Annotated in this window: 24 protein-coding genes; 11 read left to right on the forward strand and 13 right to left on the reverse strand. The window is 65.2% G+C overall.

Annotated elements, in window-relative coordinates; translation table 11 throughout:
- Window positions 1-5: 5 nt before the first annotated feature.
- Entirely contained in the window at window positions 6-3,242 is a 3,237-nt protein-coding gene (locus G6N81_RS03435) for an ATP-dependent helicase (RefSeq protein WP_165133102.1), read from the reverse strand.
- 144 nt (window positions 3,243-3,386) lie between these two features.
- Here G6N81_RS03435 and G6N81_RS03440 point away from each other — a divergent pair, with 144 nt between their 5' ends.
- Window positions 3,387-3,611, forward strand: a complete 225-nt coding sequence (locus G6N81_RS03440; protein ID WP_165133105.1) for a DUF3107 domain-containing protein — start codon at window positions 3,387-3,389, stop codon at window positions 3,609-3,611.
- Between the two features lie 49 nt (window positions 3,612-3,660).
- On the opposite strand, the gene G6N81_RS03445 is transcribed toward G6N81_RS03440, so the two are convergent.
- The gene (locus G6N81_RS03445) at window positions 3,661-4,377 is read right to left on the reverse strand and encodes a ferritin-like fold-containing protein (protein ID WP_165133108.1); all 717 of its coding nucleotides are present in this window, start codon (window positions 4,375-4,377) and stop codon (window positions 3,661-3,663) included.
- Between the two features lie 195 nt (window positions 4,378-4,572).
- On the opposite strand from G6N81_RS03445, the gene G6N81_RS03450 reads away from it, so the two are divergent.
- On the forward strand, window positions 4,573-5,985 hold the full coding sequence (locus G6N81_RS03450; protein ID WP_165133111.1) for a DEAD/DEAH box helicase: 1,413 nt from the start codon (window positions 4,573-4,575) through the stop codon (window positions 5,983-5,985).
- An 8-nt stretch (window positions 5,986-5,993) separates the two neighbouring features.
- Here the strand turns inward: G6N81_RS03450 and G6N81_RS03455 are convergent, their stop codons facing one another.
- The gene (locus G6N81_RS03455) at window positions 5,994-6,812 is read right to left on the reverse strand and encodes a PHP domain-containing protein (protein WP_165137685.1); all 819 of its coding nucleotides are present in this window, start codon (window positions 6,810-6,812) and stop codon (window positions 5,994-5,996) included.
- A 150-nt stretch (window positions 6,813-6,962) separates the two neighbouring features.
- Here G6N81_RS03455 and G6N81_RS03460 point away from each other — a divergent pair, with 150 nt between their 5' ends.
- Window positions 6,963-7,988, forward strand: a complete 1,026-nt coding sequence (locus tag G6N81_RS03460; protein WP_165133114.1) for an endonuclease/exonuclease/phosphatase family protein — start codon at window positions 6,963-6,965, stop codon at window positions 7,986-7,988.
- Between the two features lie 58 nt (window positions 7,989-8,046).
- Window positions 8,047-9,465 carry an aminopeptidase P family protein gene (locus G6N81_RS03465; RefSeq protein ID WP_165133117.1) on the forward strand — a complete coding sequence of 473 codons (1,419 nt, stop codon included), beginning with the start codon at window positions 8,047-8,049 and terminating at the stop codon, window positions 9,463-9,465.
- Here G6N81_RS03465 and G6N81_RS03470 read toward each other — a convergent pair.
- Window positions 9,453-10,115 carry a YflT domain-containing protein gene (locus tag G6N81_RS03470; RefSeq protein WP_165133120.1) on the reverse strand — a complete coding sequence of 221 codons (663 nt, stop codon included), beginning with the start codon at window positions 10,113-10,115 and terminating at the stop codon, window positions 9,453-9,455. The two genes, G6N81_RS03465 and G6N81_RS03470, sit on opposite strands and share 13 nt — an antisense overlap.
- 141 nt (window positions 10,116-10,256) lie before the next feature.
- Between G6N81_RS03470 and G6N81_RS03475 the strand changes: the two genes are divergently transcribed.
- From G6N81_RS03475 to panB, 5 genes are all read left to right on the forward strand, one after another.
- Window positions 10,257-11,414 carry an Mrp/NBP35 family ATP-binding protein gene (locus G6N81_RS03475; RefSeq protein WP_165133123.1) on the forward strand — a complete coding sequence of 386 codons (1,158 nt, stop codon included), beginning with the start codon at window positions 10,257-10,259 and terminating at the stop codon, window positions 11,412-11,414.
- A gap of 183 nt (window positions 11,415-11,597) precedes the next feature.
- On the forward strand, window positions 11,598-12,305 hold the full coding sequence (locus tag G6N81_RS03480; RefSeq protein WP_165133126.1) for a DUF2520 domain-containing protein: 708 nt from the start codon (window positions 11,598-11,600) through the stop codon (window positions 12,303-12,305).
- A 23-nt stretch (window positions 12,306-12,328) separates the two neighbouring features.
- Window positions 12,329-13,156: a pantoate--beta-alanine ligase gene (gene panC / locus G6N81_RS03485; protein WP_338144002.1), complete on the forward strand. Its 828-nt coding sequence runs from the start codon at window positions 12,329-12,331 to the stop codon at window positions 13,154-13,156.
- Window positions 13,156-13,548 carry an aspartate 1-decarboxylase gene (panD, locus tag G6N81_RS03490; protein WP_165133132.1) on the forward strand — a complete coding sequence of 131 codons (393 nt, stop codon included), beginning with the start codon at window positions 13,156-13,158 and terminating at the stop codon, window positions 13,546-13,548. Before panC ends, panD begins: the two co-directional genes overlap by 1 nt.
- Window positions 13,545-14,414: a 3-methyl-2-oxobutanoate hydroxymethyltransferase gene (panB, locus tag G6N81_RS03495; protein ID WP_165133135.1), complete on the forward strand. Its 870-nt coding sequence runs from the start codon at window positions 13,545-13,547 to the stop codon at window positions 14,412-14,414. Before panD ends, panB begins: the two co-directional genes overlap by 4 nt.
- 15 nt (window positions 14,415-14,429) lie before the next feature.
- Here the strand turns inward: panB and G6N81_RS03500 are convergent, their stop codons facing one another.
- Complete coding sequence (locus G6N81_RS03500) at window positions 14,430-14,810, reverse strand: twin-arginine translocase TatA/TatE family subunit (RefSeq protein WP_165133138.1); 381 nt, start codon at window positions 14,808-14,810, stop codon at window positions 14,430-14,432.
- 73 nt (window positions 14,811-14,883) lie between these two features.
- On the opposite strand from G6N81_RS03500, the gene G6N81_RS03505 reads away from it, so the two are divergent.
- A complete protein-coding gene (locus tag G6N81_RS03505; protein ID WP_165133141.1) occupies window positions 14,884-15,513 on the forward strand; it encodes an O-methyltransferase in 630 nt (209 codons plus the stop codon).
- Between the two features lie 64 nt (window positions 15,514-15,577).
- Here the strand turns inward: G6N81_RS03505 and G6N81_RS03510 are convergent, their stop codons facing one another.
- The 3 genes from G6N81_RS03510 to dapE all read right to left on the reverse strand — a co-directional run bounded on the left by G6N81_RS03510 (window position 15,578) and on the right by dapE (window position 18,193).
- Window positions 15,578-15,751, reverse strand: a complete 174-nt coding sequence (locus tag G6N81_RS03510) for a DUF3117 domain-containing protein (protein ID WP_165133144.1) — start codon at window positions 15,749-15,751, stop codon at window positions 15,578-15,580.
- Between the two features lie 121 nt (window positions 15,752-15,872).
- Entirely contained in the window at window positions 15,873-17,141 is a 1,269-nt protein-coding gene (locus G6N81_RS03515) for a hypothetical protein (protein ID WP_241245050.1), read from the reverse strand.
- Window positions 17,123-18,193 (reverse strand): succinyl-diaminopimelate desuccinylase, encoded by a 1,071-nt coding sequence (gene dapE / locus G6N81_RS03520; protein WP_165133147.1) that lies wholly within the window; start codon window positions 18,191-18,193, stop codon window positions 17,123-17,125. Before dapE ends, G6N81_RS03515 begins: the two co-directional genes overlap by 19 nt.
- A 63-nt stretch (window positions 18,194-18,256) precedes the next feature.
- On the opposite strand from dapE, the gene dapD reads away from it, so the two are divergent.
- Window positions 18,257-19,210 (forward strand): 2,3,4,5-tetrahydropyridine-2,6-dicarboxylate N-succinyltransferase, encoded by a 954-nt coding sequence (gene dapD / locus G6N81_RS03525; protein ID WP_165133150.1) that lies wholly within the window; start codon window positions 18,257-18,259, stop codon window positions 19,208-19,210.
- A 59-nt stretch (window positions 19,211-19,269) separates the two neighbouring features.
- Here dapD and G6N81_RS03530 read toward each other — a convergent pair whose 3' ends face one another.
- The 5 genes from G6N81_RS03530 to typA all read right to left on the reverse strand — a co-directional run bounded on the left by G6N81_RS03530 (window position 19,270) and on the right by typA (window position 24,539).
- Window positions 19,270-20,550: a citrate synthase gene (locus G6N81_RS03530; protein ID WP_165137711.1), complete on the reverse strand. Its 1,281-nt coding sequence runs from the start codon at window positions 20,548-20,550 to the stop codon at window positions 19,270-19,272.
- A gap of 183 nt (window positions 20,551-20,733) precedes the next feature.
- On the reverse strand, window positions 20,734-21,840 hold the full coding sequence (gene dapC, locus G6N81_RS03535) for a succinyldiaminopimelate transaminase (protein ID WP_165133153.1): 1,107 nt from the start codon (window positions 21,838-21,840) through the stop codon (window positions 20,734-20,736).
- A gap of 4 nt (window positions 21,841-21,844) precedes the next feature.
- Window positions 21,845-22,165, reverse strand: a complete 321-nt coding sequence (gene fdxA / locus G6N81_RS03540; protein ID WP_165133156.1) for a ferredoxin — start codon at window positions 22,163-22,165, stop codon at window positions 21,845-21,847.
- A gap of 48 nt (window positions 22,166-22,213) precedes the next feature.
- The gene (locus tag G6N81_RS03545; protein WP_165133159.1) at window positions 22,214-22,627 is read right to left on the reverse strand and encodes a histidinol dehydrogenase; all 414 of its coding nucleotides are present in this window, start codon (window positions 22,625-22,627) and stop codon (window positions 22,214-22,216) included.
- Window positions 22,628-22,634: 7 nt separating this feature from the next.
- Window positions 22,635-24,539 carry a translational GTPase TypA gene (typA, locus tag G6N81_RS03550; RefSeq protein WP_165133162.1) on the reverse strand — a complete coding sequence of 635 codons (1,905 nt, stop codon included), beginning with the start codon at window positions 24,537-24,539 and terminating at the stop codon, window positions 22,635-22,637.
- Between the last annotated feature and the right edge of the window lie 45 nt (window positions 24,540-24,584).

A 24,584-nucleotide genomic window follows, 5' to 3' on the forward strand; every position in this document is an offset into this window, starting at 1 on the left:
CGGGCTCATGAGGAAACCGCCTTGATGGTGTGGATTCGGCACACGGGCGCGAACCTCGCGCCCTCGCAGTGCGATTCGACTGCCGCCGTGAAGCTGGACGCCGCCATCCCCCGCCCGGCCTCAACAACGCGTGCGAGGAACTCGTCGCGGCTGGGTCCCTGAAGCGGGTGCTGGTGAGCGACTCGATAGGGGCTCTTGGAAGTCGTCTGCGAAACGACAAGGAGCCGCGCCCCGGCCATGCCGCCCGGATCCGCTCCGGGGACCAGCCCCTCCTGCACCGCGATCTGGTAGGTGGCCAATTGGGCATCACTGGCGACGCTCGGGTCGGTGGTTCGTTGTTCGAATTTGCCGCTCTTGAGATCAGCGACAACAACGGCCTCCGTGGCGTCATCGTCGAGCGGTGCGATGGGCTCGGGCGCTGGCCGGGTCCCCCGCGCTTCCATGTGATCGCCGCCGCCGCGCCGGTAGCCTTCGACCCTGTCGATGACGCCCCTAACGATGGCTCGACGCGGCGCCTCGATGCTGTCACCGGTATGAACGGAGCCGTCGTCGAACGCCACGGCGAACCGGAAGGGCGCTTCGGAGGCGATGACCCTGCCGCCTTCGGAACGAACGCTGCTGAGGTAGTAGTCGAGGCGCGAAATGTACTGGTCAAGGCGCCGTCGCTCTTTTCGAGCAATCCAGGGTGTCTCGAAATCGAGCTCGCCCCACCGCTCTTCGACAACACGGCGAAGCTCATCGGCTCCTCCGTCAGGAACGCGTTCCAGCGCCGCATGGAGGATGGTGCCGAGACCAGCGCTCGGCGACGTCACGGTGTCGCCTCCGAGCGACGAGATGGCCCACTGCAGCCCGCACTCCTCGAATGTCTCAATGCGCGATGGCGATATCCGCACCGGCCCCGCCTCAATGTCGCGAAGCGGCGCCGTCGTCGTTGGCGGACGCTGTCCGTACCAGGACTCCGGGTCTGCGCCGGGAACACCAGCGTCTGCCAGAAGGCGCAGCTGGCCGGCCGCGTGCTCCCGTTGCGCGAGATCGTCTGTTGTCGTCAGCGTGCGGCGATGATGCGCGACGAGGCCGCGCAACGTGAGGGGGTGGTCCTCGTGAGGAGATGCGGCGGCGGCGGGTAAAAACCCGAACAGAGGGCTGGGCGTGCTCGATTCATCGTCGACAGCCGTGACCAACAGGCGCGCGCGTGCACGTGAGATGGCACGGACGAAAAGTCGGAGCTCGTCGTGCAGGGCCTCGCGTCGTCTATCGATCAGCGGGGGTGTTTCGGTCTCGACCCGCCCCTCGCGGAGCGCGTGAACGGCTTCGGCCAAGCGCCACGTGCCCAGGAGCCCACCGCGCGGTCGAAGGTTTGGCCACACGCCGTCCTGCAGTCCGGCGATCACAACGGCGTCAAACTCGGTCGCGAGAGCGTTCGCTGGCGTCAGCAGCGTGACGCTCGCGGCGCGTTCCGGCGCTGACAGGGTGTCTTCGGGAACATCGCTGTCGAGAATCTCGCGGATGAATGGTCCTGGGCCCTGCTCGGGATTGCGCTCGATCGACCTCTTGGCCGCCTGAAAAAGCGCAACAAGTCCATCGAGCGCGCGGGTGGCTTCGGCGGCCAGCGGTCCGGACGATGTTGCCAGCCGGTGCCAATGCGAGGACAACCGCCGGCCGTCGATGGTGCGTGCTCGATCCCAGGCGTGCCACAGGAGATCGTGGATTGTTGCGCCCTCTCGTGTCATGTCACCCAGCCCGCTCAGGGTCGTGGCGAGCCGCTCGGCGGATCGTCCCTCGGGGGTGTCGAGAAGCCCGAACTGGACGGGGTGGAAGAACCCTTCTCGCACGAGCTCTCGTGCGGGCCTCGCGCCTCCCGTCGCCATTTCGGCATGGCGCAGCCGCGCACGGAGGCGGCGCAGAGCCACACCGTCAAAGCCGCCGTACGACGACCGCAATGCCCGATCGAGCGCTTCGTCGTCCCACTGCTCGGGAGGTGTTGTTCCCAAACGCACCAGCTCGACGATCTGCCGCACGGCGGGCTCCGTGCCCAGCGGGCGAGCAACGCCTGCGGCGCGCGTTGGTACTTCCCGCGCGGCGAGCTCGTTCTCGAGCATCACCAGCTGCCGTGTGTCGTGCGCGATGATTGCCATGTCGTTCCATGGGACACCGCCGGTGAGATGCCACTCGCGCAGTCGCCAGGCAATCGCATCAATCTCATCATGGGGAGAAGCCGCACGCACCACCGAAAGAGATGTGGGTTGCTCCGGCGCCGGGCCCGGTGCGAGACGATGCTGGACCATCGCACTGGCACCAATGCTCTGGGTGACGCTGCGCGACAACCAGCTGAGCTCGTCGCCCGCACGGTGTTGGCCCGTGAGCACGATCATTTGACCGAGATCGCGGGCGAGCCCGGAGAAGAGGTCGGGTGTGATGCCTCGGAATGCCCCGGACGCAATATCGGGATCGCCGAACGCCATCACCGCGACGCCGCGCCCGCGCAACGCTCGAACAAGAGCGATTCCTCCGCGCGTGAGTTCTTGGGCATCGTCGATCATGATCGTGCGCAGCCGGTCGATTCCCGCAACCGTTTCTCGTGTGCGCAGAATCCGCTCGGCCTCGCTGATGAGCTCGGCGGCGTCGCGCGACGACGTGCGCATCTGTGAAACGACGTCTGCGTATTCCGACAGCAGCTGCGCGACGGGCGACCATTCACCGCCGCTCAGCGCGCTGAGCTCTTCCGAGGAGACATCGAGCTCGATCGCGGAGTCGAGAAAGGCACGAAGCTCGGACCGGAAATCGCGAGTGCGCCGGACGTCGACGCTGAGGTGCGCTGGCCACGTGATTCGACCGTCGGCGATATCGCCCTCAATGATGTGGGCAAGGATGCGGTCTTGATCCGCACCCGTCAGGAGCTGTGGTGCGTCCTCACCACGCGCCGCGGCATCGGAGCGCACGATGTGAAAGGCAAGAGCGCCCACCGACCGCGCGAGCGGCCCGGGTGTGGCGACACCAGCGGCGAGACCCAGGTGATCGCGCAAACGCGTTGCCGACACACGTGACGGTGTGAGCACCATGAGCTCCTCAGGAGACAGCTGAGGAGCGTCGCCGCCGATCAGTCGGGACGTGCGGGCCGTGATGACGCTGGTCTTGCCCGAACCCGCAGCCCCGACAACAACAGCGCTCTGGGTGGGATCGGCGTCGATGACGCGCTTCTGCTCCGGGTCCCACGCGACGTTCTCGGGTGATGTGTGCGCCATGGTGTCCACGGTAGTGATCACTTCCGACATTCCTCGGCAGCGCCGTGTTCGCCCTCGGCGTGAGACAGGTCACCCCACCTGTCACCTGCAATAGAGTGATGAAGCGGCATCGGCCGCATCTGAACTGCGACGAAAGGCACCTCCGTGGAGATCCGCATCGGCATGATGAACACCGGCCGCGAGCTGAGCTTCGAAACGAGCGAGGCGCGCGAAGACATCAGCGCGAAGGTCGCATCGGCTCTCGAGACGAAGTCCGCATCGCTGTCCTTCACCGACGTCAAGGGCAGCACATACGTCGTCCCGGCATCCGCTCTGGCCTATGTCGAGATCGGCTCCGACGAGACGCGTCGCGTCGGTTTCGTCGCCTAACGCCGTCTCACCCTCAGCCTCTCGACTGCCCAGCGGCCGAGAGGCTGAGCTATGCCGATAGTCCGAGCGCGGACATACGCTGGGAGTGTGCCGAGACGAGAGCCGTGAAAACGGGCTCGACCTTCTTCTCGTCGTGCTGGGCGAGACGCGTCGGACGCAGTGCGGCGCGCGCCACCAGCAGAGTGTCGCCGACGAGGCGCCTGGCCCACATCGACAGCAGCCCGCGCATCTCGTCGTCCGCCTCGATCGTCGCTGTCAGCAGGTCCGTCACCTGTTGCCGGTCGGGGGCCGAAGCCAGCACACGTGACGCGCGACGTCCCGTCTCGCCATAGCTTGCGGCAAGGGCGACGTAGAAGTCGTCGAGCATCCCGGCCGTGATCTGAACGGAGAGCATCGTCTCGCGTGGCCTCGCCCCGATGGTCTTCCACCGAAACGCGTCAAGCGCTTCCTGGAACGGCGCCATGACCTCCGTGGGATCAAGCCCGCGATCACGAATGATGTCGACGATGCCGCGATGCTTGCGCAGCGCTGCGCCTGCCGCGAGAGAGAGCGCCTCTTTCTCGTCCAGTTCCGGTGTCGAGCGGATCAGGCGCGACAGCGTCTCGAAATAACCGAGCTGAAGGTAGGCCGCCTGTCCGAGGAAGACTTCGACGTCGGGCGCAAGCTCGGCGAAGTCAACGCGAACCGCGTCGCCGAGTTCGCCGCGAGCACGCAACCGTAGGACGCGCGTCGGCCGTTCGCGACGCCAGAAGAGCCAGTTCACCACGCTCAGAGGCTACTCCAGCGTTCCGCTCAGCACCTGCAATGCGGCGTTCGCTCGTCTCCGAGGGGTACGCTGATGGCGTCCCCGACACAGGATCGGGGCGCCGCGCCTGCAGCGGAAACGGAATAGGCGTGGACGCAATCGCCGACGGAAGCCGCGCCATCCGCGCCGCTCCGCCGAGACAGGCAGCAGCTGAATATGACTACGTTCGCCGAACTTGGTGTCGACCAAGACATCGTTGACGCGCTCGCGTCGCGGGGCATCGTCGATGCTTTCCCGATCCAGGAGCAGACGATCCCGATCTCGATGCCCGGCCAGGACGTCATCGGCCAGGCCAAGACCGGAACGGGCAAGACCTTTGGATTTGGCATTCCCCTCGTCCAACGCCTCGGCCCGAACCCGGAGCACGGCGTCAAGGCCCTCATCGTCGTCCCCACCCGCGAACTCGCAACACAGGTGTACGAAGACCTGGATCTGCTGACCAGCGGACGCTCAACGCACGTTGTGGCCATCTACGGAGGCAAGGCCTACGAGGGCCAGATCGAGCAGCTCAAGGCGGGCGCGCAAATCGTCGTCGGAACGCCGGGACGTCTCATCGACCTCGTAGGCCAGCGTCTGCTCGATCTCTCCAGCGCAACGGAGGTGGTCCTCGATGAGGCCGACAAGATGCTTGACCTCGGATTCCTGTCCGATATCGAGAAGATCTTCCTCAAGGTTGCTCCCAAGCGCCACACACAGCTGTTCAGCGCGACGATGCCGGGGCCGATTGTGGCACTCGCGCGTCGGTTCATGTCGAACCCCATCCACATGCGCGCCTCCGACCCCGACGAGGGGCTGACGCAGGCGAACATCAAGCACATCGTCTACCGCGCCCACCAGCTCGACAAGGACGAGGTCATCGGTCGTATGCTGCAGGCAACCGACCGCGGCAAGACGGTGATCTTTACACGCACCAAGCGCGCGGCGCAGCGGCTCGTTGACGAGCTCAGCGACCGCGGCTTCAACGTCGGTGGTGTGCATGGCGACATGGGTCAGGAGCAGCGCGAGCGCTCGATGGCAGCGTTCAAGGCCGGAAAGCGCGACGTGATGGTCGCGACGGACGTGGCCGCACGCGGTATCGACGTCAACGACGTCACGCTCGTCATCAACCACACGATTCCCGACGACGAGAAGACCTATCTGCACCGCGTCGGTCGTACCGGTCGCGCTGGTCGCACCGGCACGGCCGTGACGTTTGTCGACTGGGCTGATCTGCACAAGTGGGTGCTCATCAACCGCGCGCTCGACTTCGGACAGCCCGAGCCCGTCGAGACCTATTCGACGAGCCCTCACCTGTACACCGATCTGAACATCCCTGAAGGCACAAAGGGTCGCATCGCAACGGCCCCGCGCAAAAAAGAAGAAGACAAGAAGCCTGCAGAGCGTGCGCGTCGCCGCCGTCCGAGCAGTGCCGAGAGGGCAGCTACAGCCGAAGAAGCACCGTCCGCCGACGGACAGGGCACACACGACGGCCAGGGCAAGGAGCACCGCGACGGATCGAGCGGAACGCCCTCGCGTCGCCGTCGCCGTCGCCGTCGTCCCTCCGGCGGCACGCCTCAGGTCTCCGGCTAAGGCGAGCCTCAGCCGCGGATCACTTCCGTTCCCGTCGCCCTGGCGAGGATGCGCTCAACCATCTCGGTCGATGTCGTGTTCTCGCCGGGGCGATTCGGCTTTCCTTCTCCGTGGTAATCACTGGCTCCCGTAACGATGAGGTCGTGTTTCGCCACGAATCGGCGAAGGTGTGCGACGCCCTCCGCGCTGTTCTCCCTGTGCGCCAGCTCGAATCCCGCAAGTCCTGCGTCGATGAGGTGCGTGACGGCCGCATCGGAGAGCATGCCGCGTCCGGCGGGGTGCGCGATGATCGCGACACCGCCCGCGGCGACGATGGCCTCGACAACCTCGCGCGGGCTTGGCGCGTAGTGCCCGACGTAGTACTTCCCTGACGGGGAGAGTAGCCGCGCAAAAGCCTCTTCACGCGATGCCACAATTCCCTGAGCAATCAGGGCATCGGCAATGTGCGGACGACCGACCGTGGCATCCCCAGTTCGCTGTTCGAGCACGGCGTCCCACGTAATCGGCAGATCGCGAGCAAGACGCGCGACAAAGCGCTCCGCGCGCACAACGCGGTCCTCCCGCACGCGACGCATGAGAGCAGCCAATCTCGCGGCCTCCGGATCGAAGAGATACGCGAGAACGTGCACGCTTCCGCCACCGTGACGCGTCGAAATCTCAGCCCCAGGGATAAACGTCATCCCCCGGCCGCGCGCGGCGCGAGCAGCGGCCGCCCACCCTGTGATGGTGTCGTGATCCGTGAGCGCCGCCGTTCGCACGCCCGCCTCGTATGCGGCGCGCATCACCTCGGCAGGAGGCTCCGTGCCGTCCGAGTGATCGGAATGCATGTGCAGATCGGCGAGCTGCCGCGGGGCATCGTCGCCGGCGGATCGAAGAGAGGACACACCGCGAGCCTATTCTGTGAGATACCTGCCTGATGCCTCGGCACGCGCCATCCCCGCGCTGGTTTCTCAGACATCGTGCGTATGGTCGGCCGCGTGTTGCGATCGCTCGGAATCCTCGTCACGGTGCTCTACGCCTGCGCGGTAGCCGTCGCAACCTGGCCGCAGTTCTTCCGGCTCGAGAACACGCTGCCCTTCGCGCAGATCATCGCGATGCGTGGCGCTCTCGTTGTCGTCTTTGCAGCGCTCACCCTGCTTTTCCTGCTGTTTGCCGCCGCACGAAAGATCCGCGGCTTTGCGCTATCGATGGCGATCGTCAGCATGCTCGCGGCTGTCGCCAGCGGCGTCATCCTCGGCATGCGCGGATACGGTTCGTCTGATCTCCCCGCAAAGACCGATACGTCCTTGCGCGTGATGACGTGGAACACGGCGGGTAACGCCGCGGGCTCCGACTCCATCGCGCAGACAGCCGTCGCCATGGAGGCTGACATCGTCGTCCTGCCGGAAACGGCGCACGGCGTTGGCGAAGAGGCCGCGGTTCTCATGCGTGATCTCGGCCGGCCCATGTGGGTGCTCGGCGAACAGTACAACGCCGATATCGAACACGGCCCGCAGGCGTGGCAGACCACCTTCTTGATCTCTCCGGAGCTCGGCGACTATGCCGTCATCGATGCCTCACGAGATGGCACGACCATGTTGCCGACGGCCATCGCGATGCCGATTGAACACGACGGACCGATCATCGTGGCCGCTCACGCGGTGTCTCCCCGCCCGGAATACATGGATGCCTGGCGGACCGATCTGGCATGGCTCGCCGATCAGTGCGTTGACGGCAACGTGATCCTTGCGGGCGATTTCAACGCGACGATCGATCACATGGCTCGCCTTGGCGCCGAGGACAACGATCTCGGCTGGTGCCGTGATGCCGCGACCGCAACCGGCGACGGCGCAGTCGGCACCTGGCCGACAAGCCTTCCGTCGCTGCTCGGGGCCCCCATCGACCACGTTCTTCACACGTCCCAGTGGGTGGCGACGGGAAGCGTGGTTCTCACGAGCCTCGACGATGCGGGTAGCGACCATCGCCCGCTCATCGTGCAACTCGACGCCGCCGACACGGAGTAGCGCAGCAGTTTTTTCGGCGCTCACCGCCTCGCCATCTCGCTCGTCGTACCCTGGACGTATGACCAGCACCGGCGACGACCAGACGACTGCCGAGGCCCAGAAGGCCGAAGAGTCGAACTCGAATACGAACCGGCGGCAGCCGTACCCCCAGGGCTTCCTCGACACGATCTCGACGGGATGGGCGGACCGCCCCGACACACTTCCCTCTCCGCGGGCACAGGCGCCGTTTGCGGAACGCCGCCGCGCGACTCTCAGCGCGGAGTTCCCCGGGAGGCGGCTCGTGATTCCGGCGGGCGAGTACAAGCAGCGCAGCAACGACACGGACTATCCGTTCCGACCGCACTCGGCATTCGCACACCTGACGGGGTGGGGAGCCGACTCCGTTGCCGACTCGGTTCTCGTCTTTGACCCGACGGATGACGGCCACGATGTCACGCTCTTCGTTCGCGACCGCGCGACGCGTGAGACCGAGGAGTTCTACCGCGACGCGACGATCGGCGAGTTCTGGGTCGGGCCACGCCCGTCCCTCGCTGCCGTTGCCGCCGATCTCGGCATCGCAACCGATCACATCGAATCGTTCGAGCCGACAGAGGACGATCTCGTCGTCGAAGAACATGACGGGCTCACCTCCTTCGTCTCGGAAATGCGTCTCGTGAAGGACGACTACGAAATTGCGCAGATGCAGCTCGCGGTTGACACAACAGCACAGGGCTTTGACGACATCGTTCGCGAGCTCCCCCGCATCATCGAGCACCCGCGGGGTGAGCGCATGGTGGAGGGAGTTTTCCACCTGCGCGCGCGAAGCGATGGAAATTGGGAGGGCTACGACACGATTGCGGCCTCCGGTCCTCACGCGTGTTATCTGCACTGGACGCGGAACGACGGAGCCGTGCTCCCCGGGGATCTCATCCTGGTGGACGCCGGCGTCGAGGTCGACAGCCTGTACACGGCCGATATCACCCGTACACTACCCGTGAGCGGAACGTTCTCTCCCGTTCAGCGGAAGATCTATGAGGCAGTTCGCGAGGCCGCAGACGCGGCATTCGACGCCGCGCGGCCCGGGATGAAGTTCCGGGAGCTGCACAACACCGCGATGGCGGTCATTGCGCAACGAACCGCGGAGTGGGGTCTGCTCCCGGTCACGCCAGAGGAGGCCCTGCACGCGACGCTCGGCGGCCACCAGCGGCGATACATGGTGCATGGCACCAGTCACCACCTGGGCCTCGACGTTCACGATTGCGCGGCCGCTCGCCGCGAGATGTATTACGACGGTGAGGTGCTGCCCGGCATGGTCTTCACGATCGAGCCTGGCATGTATTTCCAAATCGACGATCTGACGGTTCCGGAGGAGTACCGTGGCATCGGCGTTCGAATCGAGGACGACATCCTCATGACGGAGGACGGCCCCGTCAATCTCTCGGCGGCGATTCCCCGCACGGCGGACGAGATCGAAGCGTGGATCGCTCAGTCGCGCTGAGCAGCTGTTTCTGACGGCCCGGCGTTCTCTTCGGAGGACGCCGGGTTCGTCGTCTCTGGCGCGGGAACGGCGGCATTGGCCCCGGGGCGGGGCGCCGCGGAGGGATCCTGCTGCGCTCCGTCAACAACACGAACGCCATAGCGGGGCGGCTCACTCGATGACGGCTGTGGCGCAACCGTACGAGGCTTTGATGTTCCCAGCGCCTCGCGCGCGGACGTCGTGTGCTGAGCGGAAACCGTCACCTCGTAGTGTTCGGCCGCAACGGCCATGATGCTGGCGTAGTCACGACGACGCCGCACGATCATGTAACCGATAACGCGAAACATCATTCCGACGGAAACACCGACGAGAAGGATGCCTCCGAGCAGTGCGATGTCGCTACCCGGCGACCAGATCACGACGAAGGCGGCGAACAGCAGGCCCATCATCGTGCCGTTGATGGCGCCCTGAAGAGCGGCTCGGCCCCAGCCGAGCTTCCCCGTGACCTTTTCGATCGAACGCAAACCGGAACCGACAATGGCGATATCGCGCGCCGGAACGTTCTTCTCGATCAGCGTCGAGACCGCCTTCTGCGCTCCCTCGTACTTCTTGTAGGTCGCGACGGTCTCGCCCACCTCTGGCGTGCGGCCGGGTCCGTTGATCAAGCTCATGGTCCGATTCTCCCATGCGTGGCGCTGGCCGGTCGCTGCTGAGCCTCTGCGCCGGCTGTGAGGCAGCTATGCCATAAGGGCACGACGCACAACATCTCCTGACCGAGGAGCGCTCGGCGCGACGACAGTAGGCTGGTTAGCGTGACACACACCGCTGATGCCCCCTCCCTGGCCGAGCGCGTCCGCGACGCCGTCGGACGTGTCAGCGACCCCGAGCTGCGCCGCCCCCTCTCCGAACTGGACATGGTGCGGTCCGTCACCGAGACACCGGACGGCGTGCACGTCGAGATCGCGCTCACGATCGTCGGGTGCCCCGCCTCCGACCGGATCGAGCGCGAGGTGCGTGCGGCGGCAGAAGGCGCATCAGATGGTCGCTCCGTCGACGTCGAGCTCGGGGTGATGACGCCGCAGCAACGAAAAGAGCTCACGGAACGCCTGAAGGGCCCGCACAAGCGCAATCCGTTCGGCGAGGGCACGCTGACCCGAGTGATCGCGGTGACAAGCGGCAAGGGCGGTGTCGGAAAGTCCACGGTCACGGCGAATCTCGCTGTAGCCCTTGCGCAAAAAGGGCTCAAGGTCGGGCTTATCGACGCCGACGTTCATGGTTTTTCGATTCCCCAGTTGCTTGGCCTCGCACAGGACGGCGAGGTGCCGAGCCCGACCCAGGTGGGCGATTTGATCTTGCCGCCGGTCGCTCACGATGTGAAGACGATTTCCATCGGCATGTTCCTGCGGCAGTCCGACGGATCGACGCCCGGTGCCGTGATGTGGCGGGGACCGATGTTGCACAGAACACTGGAACAGTTTCTGACCGATGTGTTCTTCGGCGATCTCGATGTTTTGCTCCTGGACATGCCGCCGGGCACGGGGGACATCGCGATCTCCGCCGGGCATCTGTTGCCGGGAGCAGAGGTTCTCGTGGTCACAACACCCCAGCCAGCGGCGAGCGACGTCGCGATCCGATCCGGGTTGGTCGCGCGGCAGGTCGGACAGAGGGTGATCGGTGTTGTCGAGAACATGGCGGCGATGACGATGCCGGATGGACAGGTTCTCGATCTTTTCGGTTCGGGCGGCGGTGACGAGGTTGCCGCAGCACTGAGCGAGGAGGGAGAAGCGGTCGAGGTGCTTGCTTCGATTCCGCTCAGTCAAGCGCTCCGAGCAGATGGCGACGCGGGTGACCCCATCGTTGTTTCTCATCCAGAAGACCCCAGCGCGCGGGCGATTCACGCTCTCGCCGATCGCCTCACATTGAACGGCCGCGGCCTGGCCGGACGGCGACTCCCCGTCGCCCCGCGGTAGCATGAAATCACTATGCACAAGACTTCGCGCGTCTTTTAACCAAGAGCGCATGTTTGCGACGGAGAATCCTGAGCATATCGATCTCGGATTTGGTTCGGCCCGTGCCAGAAATGGATACTCGTGTGGCGCACAACATCGCGCAACACGATTATGGACACTCTCTCCTCCCCTTCGCTCCCTCACGTGAGCATCATCGGAGCCGGCCGGATCGGCCGCGCTCTCGCACGCGCGTTGCGCGAACGTGGCGTGCGCGTGAGCGGACCGACAGGGCGGGGCGAGGAGATCGCCCGCGCCGACCTTGCTCTCCTGTGCGTTCCGGACCGCGACATCCCCGCGGCAGCGGGTGCAGCAACGGGTCGCGCCGACCTGATCGGCCATGTTTCCGGGGCAACGCCGGTTGTCGGGGTCGACTTCGGCATTCATCCGCTCCAGACATTCACGGGAAGCGAGGGAGCAGAGGCGTTCCGCGAGGTGGCCTGTGGCATCGCGGGAACCTCGCCCCGCGCTGAACAGGCCGCTGAGCGCCTCGCCCGCCTGCTCGGAGCACGCCCCTTCCCCCTGTCGAATGAGCAACGCGCCGCCTATCACGCCGCCGCGTCGATCGCATCGGGCGCCGTTGTCGCCGTGTGCGATGCGGCCGAACGCGTTGCCGGGACGGCAGGATTTACGCCAGAGCAGACACGAGAAATGTTCGCCCCCCTCGCCCGGCGCGCGCTGGAGAACTGGATCGCCTTCGGCAGCTCTGCCCTGACCGGTCCGGTTGCGCGCGGTGATCAGCACACCGTCGACCGGCAGCGCGCAGCCGTCGCCAACACGACGGAAGAAACCCGTGCGCTGTTCCACGCCCTCGTGGCCTACATGACGGCAATGACCCGGGAGGAGCCGGCATGAGGATTGTCCGAACCATCTCCGACATGAGACAGGTCGTGAGGGAGGCCCGCACGGCGGGCCAACACATCGGATTTGTCCCGACCATGGGCGCCTTCCATGACGGGCACCGTGCGCTCATGCGGGCAGCGCGTGTGGACGGCGGGCTCGTCGTCGCCTCGCTCTTCGTCAACCCCGCGCAGTTCGGCCCGAATGAGGACCTCGCAGCGTATCCACGGGACGAAAAGCGCGACGCTGATCTCGCGCGCGACGCCGGCGTTGACGTTCTGTTCGCTCCCACCGCGTCCGAGATCTACCCGGGCGGATTCGCAACGACCATCCACATCACGGGTGTCACAGAAATCCTCTGCGGAGCCGTGCGCGGCGCCGAGCATTTCGACGGCGTTGCCACGGTTGTCACAAAGCTCTTCACGATCGTCCAGCCCGACACCGCCTATTTTGGCCAAAAGGATGCGCAGCAGGTGGTCGTCATTCGCCGCCTCGTGCGCGATCTCAACCTCGATGTGCGCATTGTTGCCTGCCCGATCGTTCGCGAAGACGATGGGCTCGCCATGAGTTCACGGAATGTGTACCTGACGCCGAGCGATCGGCGCCGAGCGACCGCTCTGAACGCCGCCCTGACGGCAGCGAACGCCGCCTTTGCCACAGGCGAGCGCAACACGGCGGCCCTTCTGTCGGCGGCGCGCCGCGTTCTCGACGCAGACGGAATCAGCCCCGAATACCTCGAGCTTCGCCGAGCAGACGACCTTGCGGCCGTCGGCGAGACCGTCACCGACGAGGCCATCCTCGCCGTTGCGGCTCGTGTCGGCGCAGCCCGCCTCATCGACAACCGCACCCTGGGAGGAGACGCCTGATGCGACGCATCATGCTCAAGTCAAAAATCCACCGCGCAACCGTCACCGGAAGCGACCTCAACTATGTCGGGTCCATCACGGTGGACCCCCTCCTCCTGGAGGCGGCGGACATTCGCGAGAACGAGCAAGTTCACGTGCTCGACGTTGACAACGGGGCGCGTTTCGAGACCTACGCGATTCTGGGTGAACGCGGCTCGGGAGACATGCAGCTCAACGGAGCCGCCGCACGCCTTGTCCACACGGGTGACACGATCATCGTCGTCTCCTACGCCGAATACGACGAGGAAGAGCTGGACGATCACGAACCACGGGTTGTTCACGTCGACGCCGCCAACGCCATCGCCGCTGTGGACGGTATCTCCGGCCACCTCCTCACGGCTGCGACGGCATGAGCGCTCACCGCGCCGCCGCCCCGGTGGTGCGCATCGCCGACCTCGTTGCGAAAAAGGCGCGTCACGAACCGATCGTGATGGTCACCGCATACGATCACCCGAGCGCTCAGGTGGCAGATGCAGCAGGGGTTGACGTCATCCTGATCGGCGACTCGGCCGCCATGACCGTGCTCGGCTACGACAGCACGGTCCCCGTCACCATCGACGAGATGATCATGCTCGCCGCCGCCGTCCGACGGGGCGCCACAGCGCCGCTTCTGGTCGCCGACCTGCCTTTCGGGTCCTACGAAGTCTCGGATCAGCAGGCTGTTGCCACGGCAATCCGCTTCGTCAAGGAGGCGGGCTGCGACGCCGTGAAGCTCGAAGGCGGCGGACAGTCCGCATCACGCGCAGCGGCGATCGTGCGCGCCGGCATCCCTGTCATGGGCCACGTTGGTCTCACCCCGCAGACGGCGAACGCAACGGGTGGTTTCCGCGCGCGCGGCCAAACGGCCGACGACGCCGTTGCCGTGCTCCGCGCCGCGATCGAGCTGGAAGAGGCCGGTTGCTTCGCCATCGTCGCCGAAGCCATTCCCGTCCAGGCGTGCGCGGCGATCATGCCGCGGATCACCATTCCCGTCATTGGTATCGGCGCCGGTCCCGACACCGATGGCCAGGTTCTTGTCTTCCATGACCTTCTCGGCATCTTCGCTGGCCCAGCCGCTCGCTTCGTTCGGCGCTACGCCAACGTTCGCGAGACGATGATCGAAGGGGTCACCGCGTACGCCGACGAGGTGCGCTCCGGCGCGTACCCCGCTCCGGAACACACATACGGCATGCCCGCCGAGGAAGCCTCTCGTCTGCGCGAGCACATCACAGCGATGTAGAACCGCCCGCGCGTCTTACGTCGCTTCGTCGTCGTAGGGCGGGAGATCGTCCGCCGCAAACGTGTGAGCGATCAGCGGTGCTGTCCGAGGCGGCGTCACCGCCATCCGGCTCGGCGCAGATGACGGGCGTGCGGGAGTGTCGTCCTCGAGAAGAGCATCGCGGATGATTCGACGCGGGTCGTATTGACGAGGGTCGAGCTTCTGCCAGTCGACATCGGAGAACTCTTCCCCCATCTCTTCTTCGACGCGTTCCCGTGCGCCGCTGACATACGTCTTCACCTGTCGGACCGTGCGCCCGAGCCACTCAGCGGCCTGCGGAAGGCGCTCGGGTCCGATGAGAATCGCCGCAACAACGACGATGATGACGATCTGCTCGATCGCGAACCCGCTGAACATGTCTTTCAGGTTATCTCGCCCGGCCGGGCCCACCCGCAGAGGACACGTACCCGCGAGCCGTAGAGTTGATCATATGAATGAGAGCGCCGTCGCACGATTCGCCCGTGAGGCGACCGTCGAGCCCGAACATATCGCTCGCGCACGCCAGCACGCGCTCGAACTCGGTGCCGCCCCCATTAGCCCCGCCGTTGGTGCGCAGACGGCCGTTCTCGCCGCGGCAACCGGCGCGCGGACGATGATCGAGATCGGAACGGGTGCCGGCGTGTCGGGGCTGTGGCTCCTGAACGGAGCGCCACGCGCGGTTCTCACAACGATCGACAATGAGCCAGAACATCTCGCAGCGGCGCGGGCAGCGTTCGCCGCTTCGCGCATCCCTGCCGCACGCGTTCGCGGCATCACCGGCCGCGCCGCAGACGTTCTTCCGCGCATGAACGATGCCGCGTACGACGTCGTGTTCGTTGACGCCGACCCCGACTCCGTTCTCGATTACGTGTCGCACGGCCTGCGGCTCGCGAGGCCGGGCGGAACGGTTCTCGTTCCGCGGGTTTTGCACGGCGGGCGTGTGGCCGACCCTGTCGCCCGCGACAGCATCACAACGGAATTCCGGGAAATCATCGCCCAGACCATGTCAACAACGGAGGTCGTCGCAGCACTCAACCCCGTCGGCGAGGGGCTCCTGCAGATCACAACTTCAGCGGGCTAGGTCCGAAACGACGAGAGGGCCGGAACCGCAGACGCGGTTCCGGCCCTCTGATCATCGAGGCAGCTCAGGCTGCTTCTACCACGGAGCTGAGCACCGTGTGAAGCTCCTTGGCCTCGTCGTCGTTCACAGACACGACGAGGCGGCCGCCGCCTTCCAGCGGCACGCGAACGATAATGAGGCGCCCCTCCTTCACGGCCTCCATGGGTCCGTCTCCGGTGCGCGGCTTCATAGCAGCCATACGTGGCTCCCCTTCCTGATTGGTGCCTCCCATTTTATCGGGCGGCACGTGTGCGTCCATGACTAGTATCTCGCGTCCGCCGATCACACGGCGTTTCTCCGCGCCGCCGGGGCGCATCTTTCTACGGCACGAGGTAGTACGTATTGCCGATGCCGTACGTGCCGTGAAGCCAGACGAACTGCAACGCGATGCTTCCGAGGAGAACCGTGAGCCGGGCGAAGCGTCCGAGCGGGATCGCCGCAACGGCACCACACAGGATAGCCACGGGAAGCAGGAGGCGCGGCGCACTGGACTGCGGAAACACAACGAGTGCCACATAGACGAGGTAGCTGGCGCACCAGAGGCGCGCCTCGAGGCTCAGTCTGCGAACGGCCGGCGTGAAAAACACCCCGACGGCGCCGACAGCGAGGACGAGAACAAGAGCCAAGACCAGTCCCGTGGGAACGCCCCAGATCCCCGCCCATGCCTGCGCTCCGTGAATCCACCCCTCGCCCGGAAAGAACCCCTCGGCGCCATCCACCCACCCGCGTCGCCAGGCGAGCTCGGTATCGAGGTATCCCGTTGCGGAGCCCGTCACAGCAGTGACGATGACCGGCCAAGCGAATCCGGCTGCTGTTCCGACTGCGCCCACCCCAAGGATGTGGGCAACTTCCGCCCGGTGCAGCGGCTGTTCCCGGCGATGAAACAGGCGCCAAATCCCGAACAACGCCACCGTCAACGGCAGCGCAAGCTCACCGGGCCGGGTAAACGCCATCACGATGGCGAGAGGGTAAAGGAACCACCATCGCCGATGCTCGAGGCACAAGATGGCACAGAAAATCAGAAGCAGGAACAGGGACTCGGCGTACGCCACCTGAAACAGAAGGGCGAACGGGTTACAAGCGAACAGGGCAACAGCCCACATGGCTGCTGACGCGCCCAACCGGTGCCGCAGCAACGCGTAAAGGACGAAGCACGCGCCGTACCCCGCAAGCAGAGAGATGAGCAGCGCACACCAGGCCCAGGCACCGGCAACCGCCCACACATCGTCCGACCCGAAGCCCGCGCCCGGCACGAGCGCGGCAAGAAGCCGGGCGAGGAAGGGATACACCGGCATAAACGCCCAGGCGTTCTCGACGACCTGCCCAGCGTCGTTCGTCGGGAGAACGGTCGGGTAGCCGTTCAGCGCAATTTCTCGGTACCAGGCACCGTCCCATCCGACGACGTAGGCGCGCAACGGCGGGTTGGCGCCGTGACGACCGTCGGCGGGAGCCATGGCCGAGCTGAGCAGCATCAGCGCTGTTGTGAGGGCCCGCGCCGTCGCGTACACCACGAGAACACGCACCCACGGCGCGAGCGAGCGCCACATCAACGACGCGCGCCCTGCAGGCGTTAGCGTCGTGTCAGCCATTCCCGCAGGCCCCGCTCGACGTCGACGATCTGGGAAACGGGAACGCGTTCCTCATCGTGGTGGGCCAGCTGCGGATCTCCGGGGCCGTAGTTCACCGCGGGAATCCCCAGCTCACTGAAGCGCGCGACGTCTGTCCACCCGTACTTCGGCCTCGCCTCGCCGCCAACCGCCGCGAGGAAGTTCTGGGCAACAGGAGCGTCGAGACCCGGACGAGCTCCCGGCGACATGTCGGTGAGCTCGATCTCAAAACCATGAAGAACCTCGCGCACATGGGCGAGTGCTTCGTCACCCGACTTATCTGGCGCGAACCGGTAATTCACCTCGACCTCACACAGATCGGGGATCACGTTGCCGGCGACGCCACCACTGATGCGGACGGCATTCAGTCCCTCGCGGTAGTCGAGGCCCTCCACCGAGATCGTCCGCGGCTGGTACGCCGCAAGCCGCGTCAGAATGGGAGCGACCGCGTGAATGGCGTTGTCCCCCATCCACCACCGGGCGCTGTGCGCACGCGTTCCGCGGGTGCGGACAATGACGCGAAGTGTTCCGTTGCAACCGCCTTCGACCGCGCCGTTCGACGGTTCGCCGAGAATGGCAAAGTCGCCCGTGAGCAGGTCCGCATGGGTACGAGCAAGGCGGCCGAGGCCGTTCTTCGTCGCCTCGACCTCCTCGTGGTCATACCAGACCCACGTGATGTCGACGGCGGGATCCGTCAGCTCGGCTGCGAGCTTGAGCTGAACAGCGACACCCGCCTTCATGTCGACGGTGCCGCGTCCCCAGATCAGCTGCTCTCCGTTTTCTATGACCTCGCGCGTCGGCAGATTGTCGTTGACCGGAACCGTGTCGATATGGCCGGCGATGATCACCCGACGCTCTCGTCCCAGGTTCGTCCGGGCGATGATCGCATCGCCATCGCGCACGACGTCCAGATGTGCCAGCGGAACAAGCGCGTCGGCAATGGCATCAGCAAGAGTGCCCTCGTCGCCCGAGACGCTCGGGATATCGCAGATCGCGCGTGTGATGGACGCGGAGGAACCAGTGAGATCGAGCATTCCTCCAGCCTATCGGCGACGTTCCCCAACAACCGCCGCGCCGACGGCCGATAGCCTTGTCATATGACTGACACGCGCTGGGCATCCGGCGTCGGACTCGCAACGATTGCGGCCGACGGCACGGTTCTCGACACCTGGTACCCCTCTCCCACTCTGACGGCGTTGGCCGACCGCGATGTTGATGCGGAACTCGCCGCTCTCGCTCCTGCGGAGTCCGCGGACGATATCCGTGGCGTGACAACGCAGGCGGTGGCTATCGAGATCGACCTCGACGGCCCCGTCACCGGCACCTCGGACGCCTACCTGCGTCTGCACGCACTCTCGCATCTCCTCGTGGCGCCGAACACGATCAGCCTCGATGGCATCTTCCCGCACCTACCAAACAACGCCTGGACCAACCGGGGGCCGATGGTTCCTGCCGTCGCAGCGGCCACGCTGCCCGCGCTGCGTGCCGCTGGTGTTCAGGTCTACGCACAGGACAAATTCCCGCGGCTGACCGACTACGTTCTGCCCGACGGCGTTCGCATCGGTGATGCCTCGCGCATTCGTCTTGGCGCTCACCTCGCATCAGGCACCGTCGTGATGCACGAGGGCTTCGTCAACTTCAACGCCGGCACGCTCGGCGCCTCCATGGTCGAGGGGCGCATTTCGCAGGGCGTCGTAGTCGGCGATGGCTCAGATGTCGGAGGAGGTGCCTCGATCATGGGCACCCTGTCCGGAGGAGGCAGCCACCGCGTGTCGATTGGCGAACGGACCCTTCTCGGTGCCAACGCCGGAATCGGCATCTCGCTCGGAGACGACTGCGTTGTCGAGGCGGGACTGTACGTCACGGCCGGGACGAAGGTCGTTCTCGCCGACGAGGCCAGAACAGCAGACGGCGCGCCGCAGATCGTCAAGGGGGCACAGCTGTCCGGCGTGAATGGCGTGCTGTTCATCCGTAACTCGGTCTCGGGCGCCATCGAAGCGCGCAAGCGCTCCGGCGTCGGTGTCACCCTGAACGAAACGCTCCACGCATAACCACGCGTATGCCGCACGAAAAGAGCCGCCCCTCGGGGCGGCTCTTTTGTCTATCGGAGTTACTTCGCCGGGTACTGGCGCTCCGGCTGACCGAGGAACAACTGCTGCGGACGGCCGATACGGCCCTGTCCGTCAAGGTTCTGCTCGCGCCACTGGGCGAGCCAACCGGGAAGACGACCGATGGCGAAAAGCACCGTGAAGACCCGCTCGGGGAAGCCCATGGCCTTGTAGATCACGCCCGTGTAGAAGTCGACGTTGGGGTACAGGTTGCGCGACTGGAAGTACTCGTCTGCGAGGGCAATCTCCTCGAGTTCCTTCGCGATGTCGAGAAGGGGGTCGTTGACTCCCAGCGCCGCGAGGACCTCATCGGCAGACTGCTTCACGATCTTCGCGCGCGGATCGTAGTTCTTGTACACACGGTGCCCGAAGCCCATGAGCTTCACACCGGCTTCCTTGTTCTTGACCCGCTCGACGAACCGGTGAACGCCCTCGCCCGAATCGCGAATGTCACCCAGCATCTTCAAAACGGCTTCGTTTGCCCCGCCGTGAAGAGGACCGGACAGCGCGTGGATACCTGCGGAGATCGAGGCGAACTGATCGGCACCCGTCGACGCAACGAGGCGCACCGTGGAAGTGGATGCGTTCTGCTCGTGGTCCTCGTGCAGAATCAGCAGACGCTCGAGAGCACGCACCATGACCGGGTTGATCTCGTACGGCTCCGCCATGTTGCCGAAGTTCAAGCGCAGGAAGTTCTCGACGTAGCTCAGCGAGTTGTCCGGGTACAGGAACGCCTGCCCGATCGACTTCTTGTGCGCGTACGCCGCGATGACGGGCAGTTTCGCCAGCAGTCGGATGATGTTCGTCTCGACGTGCTCGGGATTGGCGGGGTCGGAGCCATCCTCGTAATACGTCGACAGAGCGGCCGTCGCGGACGACAGAACCGACATCGGGTGCGCGCTCGACGGCAGCGCAGAGAAGAAGTTCTTCAGATCTTCGTGGAGCAGCGTGTGCCGACGGATCTTCTCGTCAAAGCCCGCCAGCTCATCGGCCGTCGGAAGCTCGCCATAGATCAGCAGCCAGGCCACCTCGAGGAAGCTCGCGTTATCGGCAAGCTGATCGATCGGATATCCGCGGTAGCGCAGAATTCCCGCTTCACCATCGATGTAGGTGATCTCGGACTTGGTCGACGCCGTGTTCACGAAGCCGTAGTCGAGTGCGGTGTATCCCGTCTGCTTCGACAGGGTCGAAACGTCGATCGACGGCTTCCCCTCGACGGACGGCAGAACGGGGAACTCAGCGGTCTTGTCTCCGACGGTCAATGTGGCCTTCTCGGGCATCATTCCCGCTTCGCTCACGGCGCCTCCTCGCGTGTTGTGCTTTCGGTGGAACTCGCCCGCTGGGTTGGTTGCGGGAGGTCCTGCCCTAGCCTAACGGCACCACCCCGGCACTGTGAAAATCGGCAGTATCCATGGGCCTTATGTTGAGGATTCCCACCAAGGATCTTCTCGTGCGGAGCAACGTGCTCAGGCGCGTTCGAGCCGGCTCGCCGCTGCGTCGATACTGGCGTCCGTCGCCGTCAACGACAGGCGCACATGCTGCGGAAAGAAATCCCCGTAAAAGACACCCGGGCCAGCAAGGATGCCAAGATCAGCGAGCCGCGCCATCGTTTCCCAGGCATCTAGGCCCTCGGTCGCCCAGAGGTACAGCCCTGCTTCCGAGGCGTCAACACGGAATCCCGCCGATTCCAGAGCAGGCTTCAGCCGGTCTCGACGGGCGCGGTAGAGGCCCTTTTGGTGCGCGACATGTGCGTCGTCAGCGAGAGCAACTGCCATCGCGTGCTGAACGGGTGCCGGTGGCATCAGTCCGAGGTGCTTGCGATTCTTCAGAAGCTGCGCGACCATCTGCCCGCTTCCGGCGACGAATGCCGCGCGATAGCCAGCGAGGTTCGACTGCTTGCTCAACGAATACACGCTGAGCAGATTCGCGCGGTCCGCGCCCGCCACACGAGGGTCCAAGATGCTGGGAATCGTCTCGCTGTCCCACGGCGCATCCCAACCCAGCTCTGCGTAACACTCATCGCTGGCGATCATTGCGCCGATTTCACGCGCTCGAATCACCGCCGCGCGCAGCGACGAAACGTCCCACACCCGCCCATCAGGGTTCCCGGGTGAGTTAATCCAGACCAGCTTCGTTCCCTCGGGCCACGCGGAAGGGTCGTCGGCAGCGACGGGCGTTGCATTCGCAACGCGTGCCCCGACCTCATACGTGGGGTACGCCGCACGCGGGTGAACGACGACATCGCCCTCGCCGAGGCCGAGCAGCGTGGGCAGCAGCGCGACGAGTTCCTTCGACCCGATCGTGGGGAGGACATTTCGAGCGCTGAGGCCCGGCACGCCACGGCGACGCGCGTACCACTCAACGATGGCCTCACGCACCTCGGCAGAGCCAGCCGTCGCGGGGTACGCGTGTGCGTCCGTCGCCGCGTTCAGCGCATCGCGGATGATCTGTGGCGTCGGGTCAACGGGAGAACCGATCGACAGATCACACAGCCCATCGCGATGCGCAGCCGCGCGCGTTCGCAGCGGCTCGACGCTATCCCAGGGGTAGTCATCGAGGTCGCTGATGCCCATTCGTCTACTCGCCCTGTGGAGGCAACGCAGAAATGACCGGGTGGTCTTTGGCGATCACGCCGACCTTGGCGGCACCGCCCGGCGATCCCACATCGTCGAAGAACTCGACGTTGGCCTTGTAGTAGTCCTGCCACTCATCGGGCAGATCATCCTCGTAGTAGATCGCCTCGACGGGGCAAACGGGCTCGCAGGCACCACAGTCCACGCACTCATCGGGGTGAATGTAGAGACTGCGTTCACCCTCGTAGATGCAGTCGACAGGGCACTCATCGATGCAGGCGCGGTCTTTGACATCCACGCAGGGAAGGGCGATCACGTAAGTCACATCACCAATCCTACGCGTGGCTGAGCAGGAACGCTCCGAAGGTGAGCCTTACTGTGTCGTTCCGTGACGCGATGTCGAGCTCAGGGCACGCAAGCGCGCGATGTTCGGCCACGCGCACACCAGCAAAACGGCTCCGACAAGCACAAGGGACCAGATGCTCCCGAGAGGAACTTCCCCCTCCGCGGCCTGCGGAACGACAACGGAACCCCCCGGGCCACGCCCCGAGAATGCGACGAGCATCACGATCATGCCGAGACCAGCGGCGATCACCGCGCCCCGGTCCTCGATGAGCAGGCGGATCGCGATCAGCAGCCCAAAACAGGCGATCCCGCCAACGATCATCCCCAGGGGAAGCCACCCGCCGACGAGCAGCGGGTGGCTAATTGTGCCGGCAACGCCAAAGACCGCACCCGCCACAAGGGCTAGAAGCCATCCCGTGGCGCGCGCGATCCAGGCGGACACGGCGGGATCAGCCCTGACGCTTGAGGCGCGAGGCCGAACGCGCGCGCTCGTTTGCGCTCAGCGCGACCTTACGGATACGGACAACCTCGGGGGTCACCTCAACGCACTCGTCCTCGCCGGCGAATTCCAGCGACTCTTCGAGCGACAGCTGGCGCGGCGGCGTCATCGACTCAAAGGAGTCAGACGTCGCCGAACGCATGTTCGTCAGCTTCTTTTCCTTCGTGATGTTCACGTCCATGTCATCAGCGCGCGAGTTCTCGCCGATCACCATGCCCTCGTAAACTTCCTCCGTCGGCTTGACGAAGAACGACATCCGCTCCTGGAGAGCGATCATGGCGAACGGCGTCACAACACCAGAGCGGTCGGCAACAATCGATCCCGACTGACGCGCAACGATCTGTCCTGCCCACTCGTCATAGCCGTGCGAAAGCGCGTTCGCGATTCCCGTTCCGCGAGTGATGGACAGGAACTGGGTGCGGAAGCCGATCAGTCCACGCGACGGAACAATGAACTCCATCCGGATCCACCCGGTACCGTTGTTCGTCATGCCGTCCATGCGACCCTTGCGCGCGGCGAGCAGCTGCGTAATCGCGCCGAGGTACTCCTCCGGCGTGTCGATCGTCAGGTGCTCGTACGGCTCGAGGAGCTTGCCGTTTTCGTCACGCTTGGTGACGACCTGGGGCTTGCCGACCGTCAGCTCGAAGCCTTCGCGACGCATGTTCTCGACGAGAATCGCGAGCTGCAGCTCGCCGCGGCCCTGCACCTCCCACGCGTCGGGCTTGCCGATGTCGTTCACGCGGATCGACACGTTACCGATCAGCTCGCGGTCCAGACGGTCCTTGACCATGCGCCCCGTGAGCTTGTGGCCCTTGACCTTACCCACGAGAGGCGAGGTGTTCGTGCCGATGGTCATCGAGATCGAGGGCTCGTCAACGGTGATCTGCGGCAGCGGGCGAACGTCCTCGGGGTCAGCGATCGTCTCGCCGATCATGATGTCCTCGAAGCCGGCGATAACGGCGATGTCGCCGGGGCCGGCCTGCTCAGCCGGGTAGCGCGTCAGCGCCTTCGTCATCTGCAGCTCGGTGATGCGTGCGTTCTGCACGTTGCCGTCCTGACGGACCCACGCAACGGTCTGGCCCTTCTTCAGCGTGCCATTGAAGATGCGCAGCAGGGCGAGGCGGCCGAGGAAGGACGAGGAGTCGAGGTTGGTGACCCACGCCTGCAGCGGGGCCTCGTCGTCGTAAGACGGTGCGGGAACGTGCTTCAGAATCGCCTCGAAGAGCGGCTCAAGATCATCGTTGTCCGGCAGCTCGCCGTCAGCAGGACGGTTGAGGCTGGCCGCACCCGCACGACCCGACGCGTACACAACGGGAACGTCGAGCAAGGCATCGATGTCGAGATCAGGGACGTCATCAGCCAGGTCACCGGCGAGGCCGAGGAGCAGGTCCTGGGCTTCGCCCTCGACCTCCTCGATACGGGCGTCGGGGCGGTCGGTCTTGTTGACCAGCAGAATCACGGGGAGCTTCGACTCAAGCGCCTTGCGCAAAACGAAGCGCGTCTGAGGAAGCGGGCCCTCGGATGCATCGACAAGAAGAACGACACCGTGAACCATCGACAGGCCGCGCTCGACCTCACCACCGAAGTCGGCGTGACCCGGTGTGTCGATCACGTTGATCGTGATCGGGGAGTCCGTGTGGATGCCCTTGTAGCTGATCGCCGTGTTCTTGGCGAGAATCGTGATTCCCTTTTCGCGCTCGAGGTCATTCGAGTCCATGGCGCGATCGTCGACCTGCTCGTGGTCGCCGAAGGAACCGGTCTGCCGCAGCATGGCGTCAACCAGCGTCGTCTTGCCGTGGTCGACGTGAGCGACGATCGCGACGTTGCGGAGATCGGAGCGGTGGGCAAGCGCCATGAAGGGGTCCTTCGCAGAATTAGGGAGGCGCCCCGGATTCAGGGC

The sequence above is a fragment of the Microbacterium amylolyticum genome (assembly GCF_011046975.1).
Lineage (GTDB): Bacteria > Actinomycetota > Actinomycetes > Actinomycetales > Microbacteriaceae > Microbacterium > Microbacterium amylolyticum.

Coding starts and splice junctions, on each gene's coding strand:
- G6N81_RS03435 (WP_165133102.1), bottom strand. CDS start 3,242: ATGGCGCACACATCACCCGAGAACGTCGCGTGGGACCCGGAGCAGAAG.
- G6N81_RS03450 (WP_165133111.1), top strand. CDS start 4,573: ATGACTACGTTCGCCGAACTTGGTGTCGACCAAGACATCGTTGACGCG.
- G6N81_RS03455 (WP_165137685.1), bottom strand. CDS start 6,812: ATGCATTCCGATCACTCGGACGGCACGGAGCCTCCTGCCGAGGTGATG.
- G6N81_RS03465 (WP_165133117.1), top strand. CDS start 8,047: ATGACCAGCACCGGCGACGACCAGACGACTGCCGAGGCCCAGAAGGCC.
- G6N81_RS03470 (WP_165133120.1), bottom strand. CDS start 10,115: ATGAGCTTGATCAACGGACCCGGCCGCACGCCAGAGGTGGGCGAGACC.
- panC (WP_338144002.1), top strand. CDS start 12,329: ATGAGACAGGTCGTGAGGGAGGCCCGCACGGCGGGCCAACACATCGGA.
- panD (WP_165133132.1), top strand. CDS start 13,156: ATGCGACGCATCATGCTCAAGTCAAAAATCCACCGCGCAACCGTCACC.
- panB (WP_165133135.1), top strand. CDS start 13,545: ATGAGCGCTCACCGCGCCGCCGCCCCGGTGGTGCGCATCGCCGACCTC.
- G6N81_RS03500 (WP_165133138.1), bottom strand. CDS start 14,810: ATGTTCAGCGGGTTCGCGATCGAGCAGATCGTCATCATCGTCGTTGTT.
- G6N81_RS03505 (WP_165133141.1), top strand. CDS start 14,884: ATGAATGAGAGCGCCGTCGCACGATTCGCCCGTGAGGCGACCGTCGAG.
- G6N81_RS03510 (WP_165133144.1), bottom strand. CDS start 15,751: ATGGCTGCTATGAAGCCGCGCACCGGAGACGGACCCATGGAGGCCGTG.
- G6N81_RS03515 (WP_241245050.1), bottom strand. CDS start 17,141: ATGGCTGACACGACGCTAACGCCTGCAGGGCGCGCGTCGTTGATGTGG.
- dapE (WP_165133147.1), bottom strand. CDS start 18,193: ATGCTCGATCTCACTGGTTCCTCCGCGTCCATCACACGCGCGATCTGC.
- dapD (WP_165133150.1), top strand. CDS start 18,257: ATGACTGACACGCGCTGGGCATCCGGCGTCGGACTCGCAACGATTGCG.
- G6N81_RS03530 (WP_165137711.1), bottom strand. CDS start 20,550: ATGATGCCCGAGAAGGCCACATTGACCGTCGGAGACAAGACCGCTGAG.
- dapC (WP_165133153.1), bottom strand. CDS start 21,840: ATGGGCATCAGCGACCTCGATGACTACCCCTGGGATAGCGTCGAGCCG.
- typA (WP_165133162.1), bottom strand. CDS start 24,539: ATGGCGCTTGCCCACCGCTCCGATCTCCGCAACGTCGCGATCGTCGCT.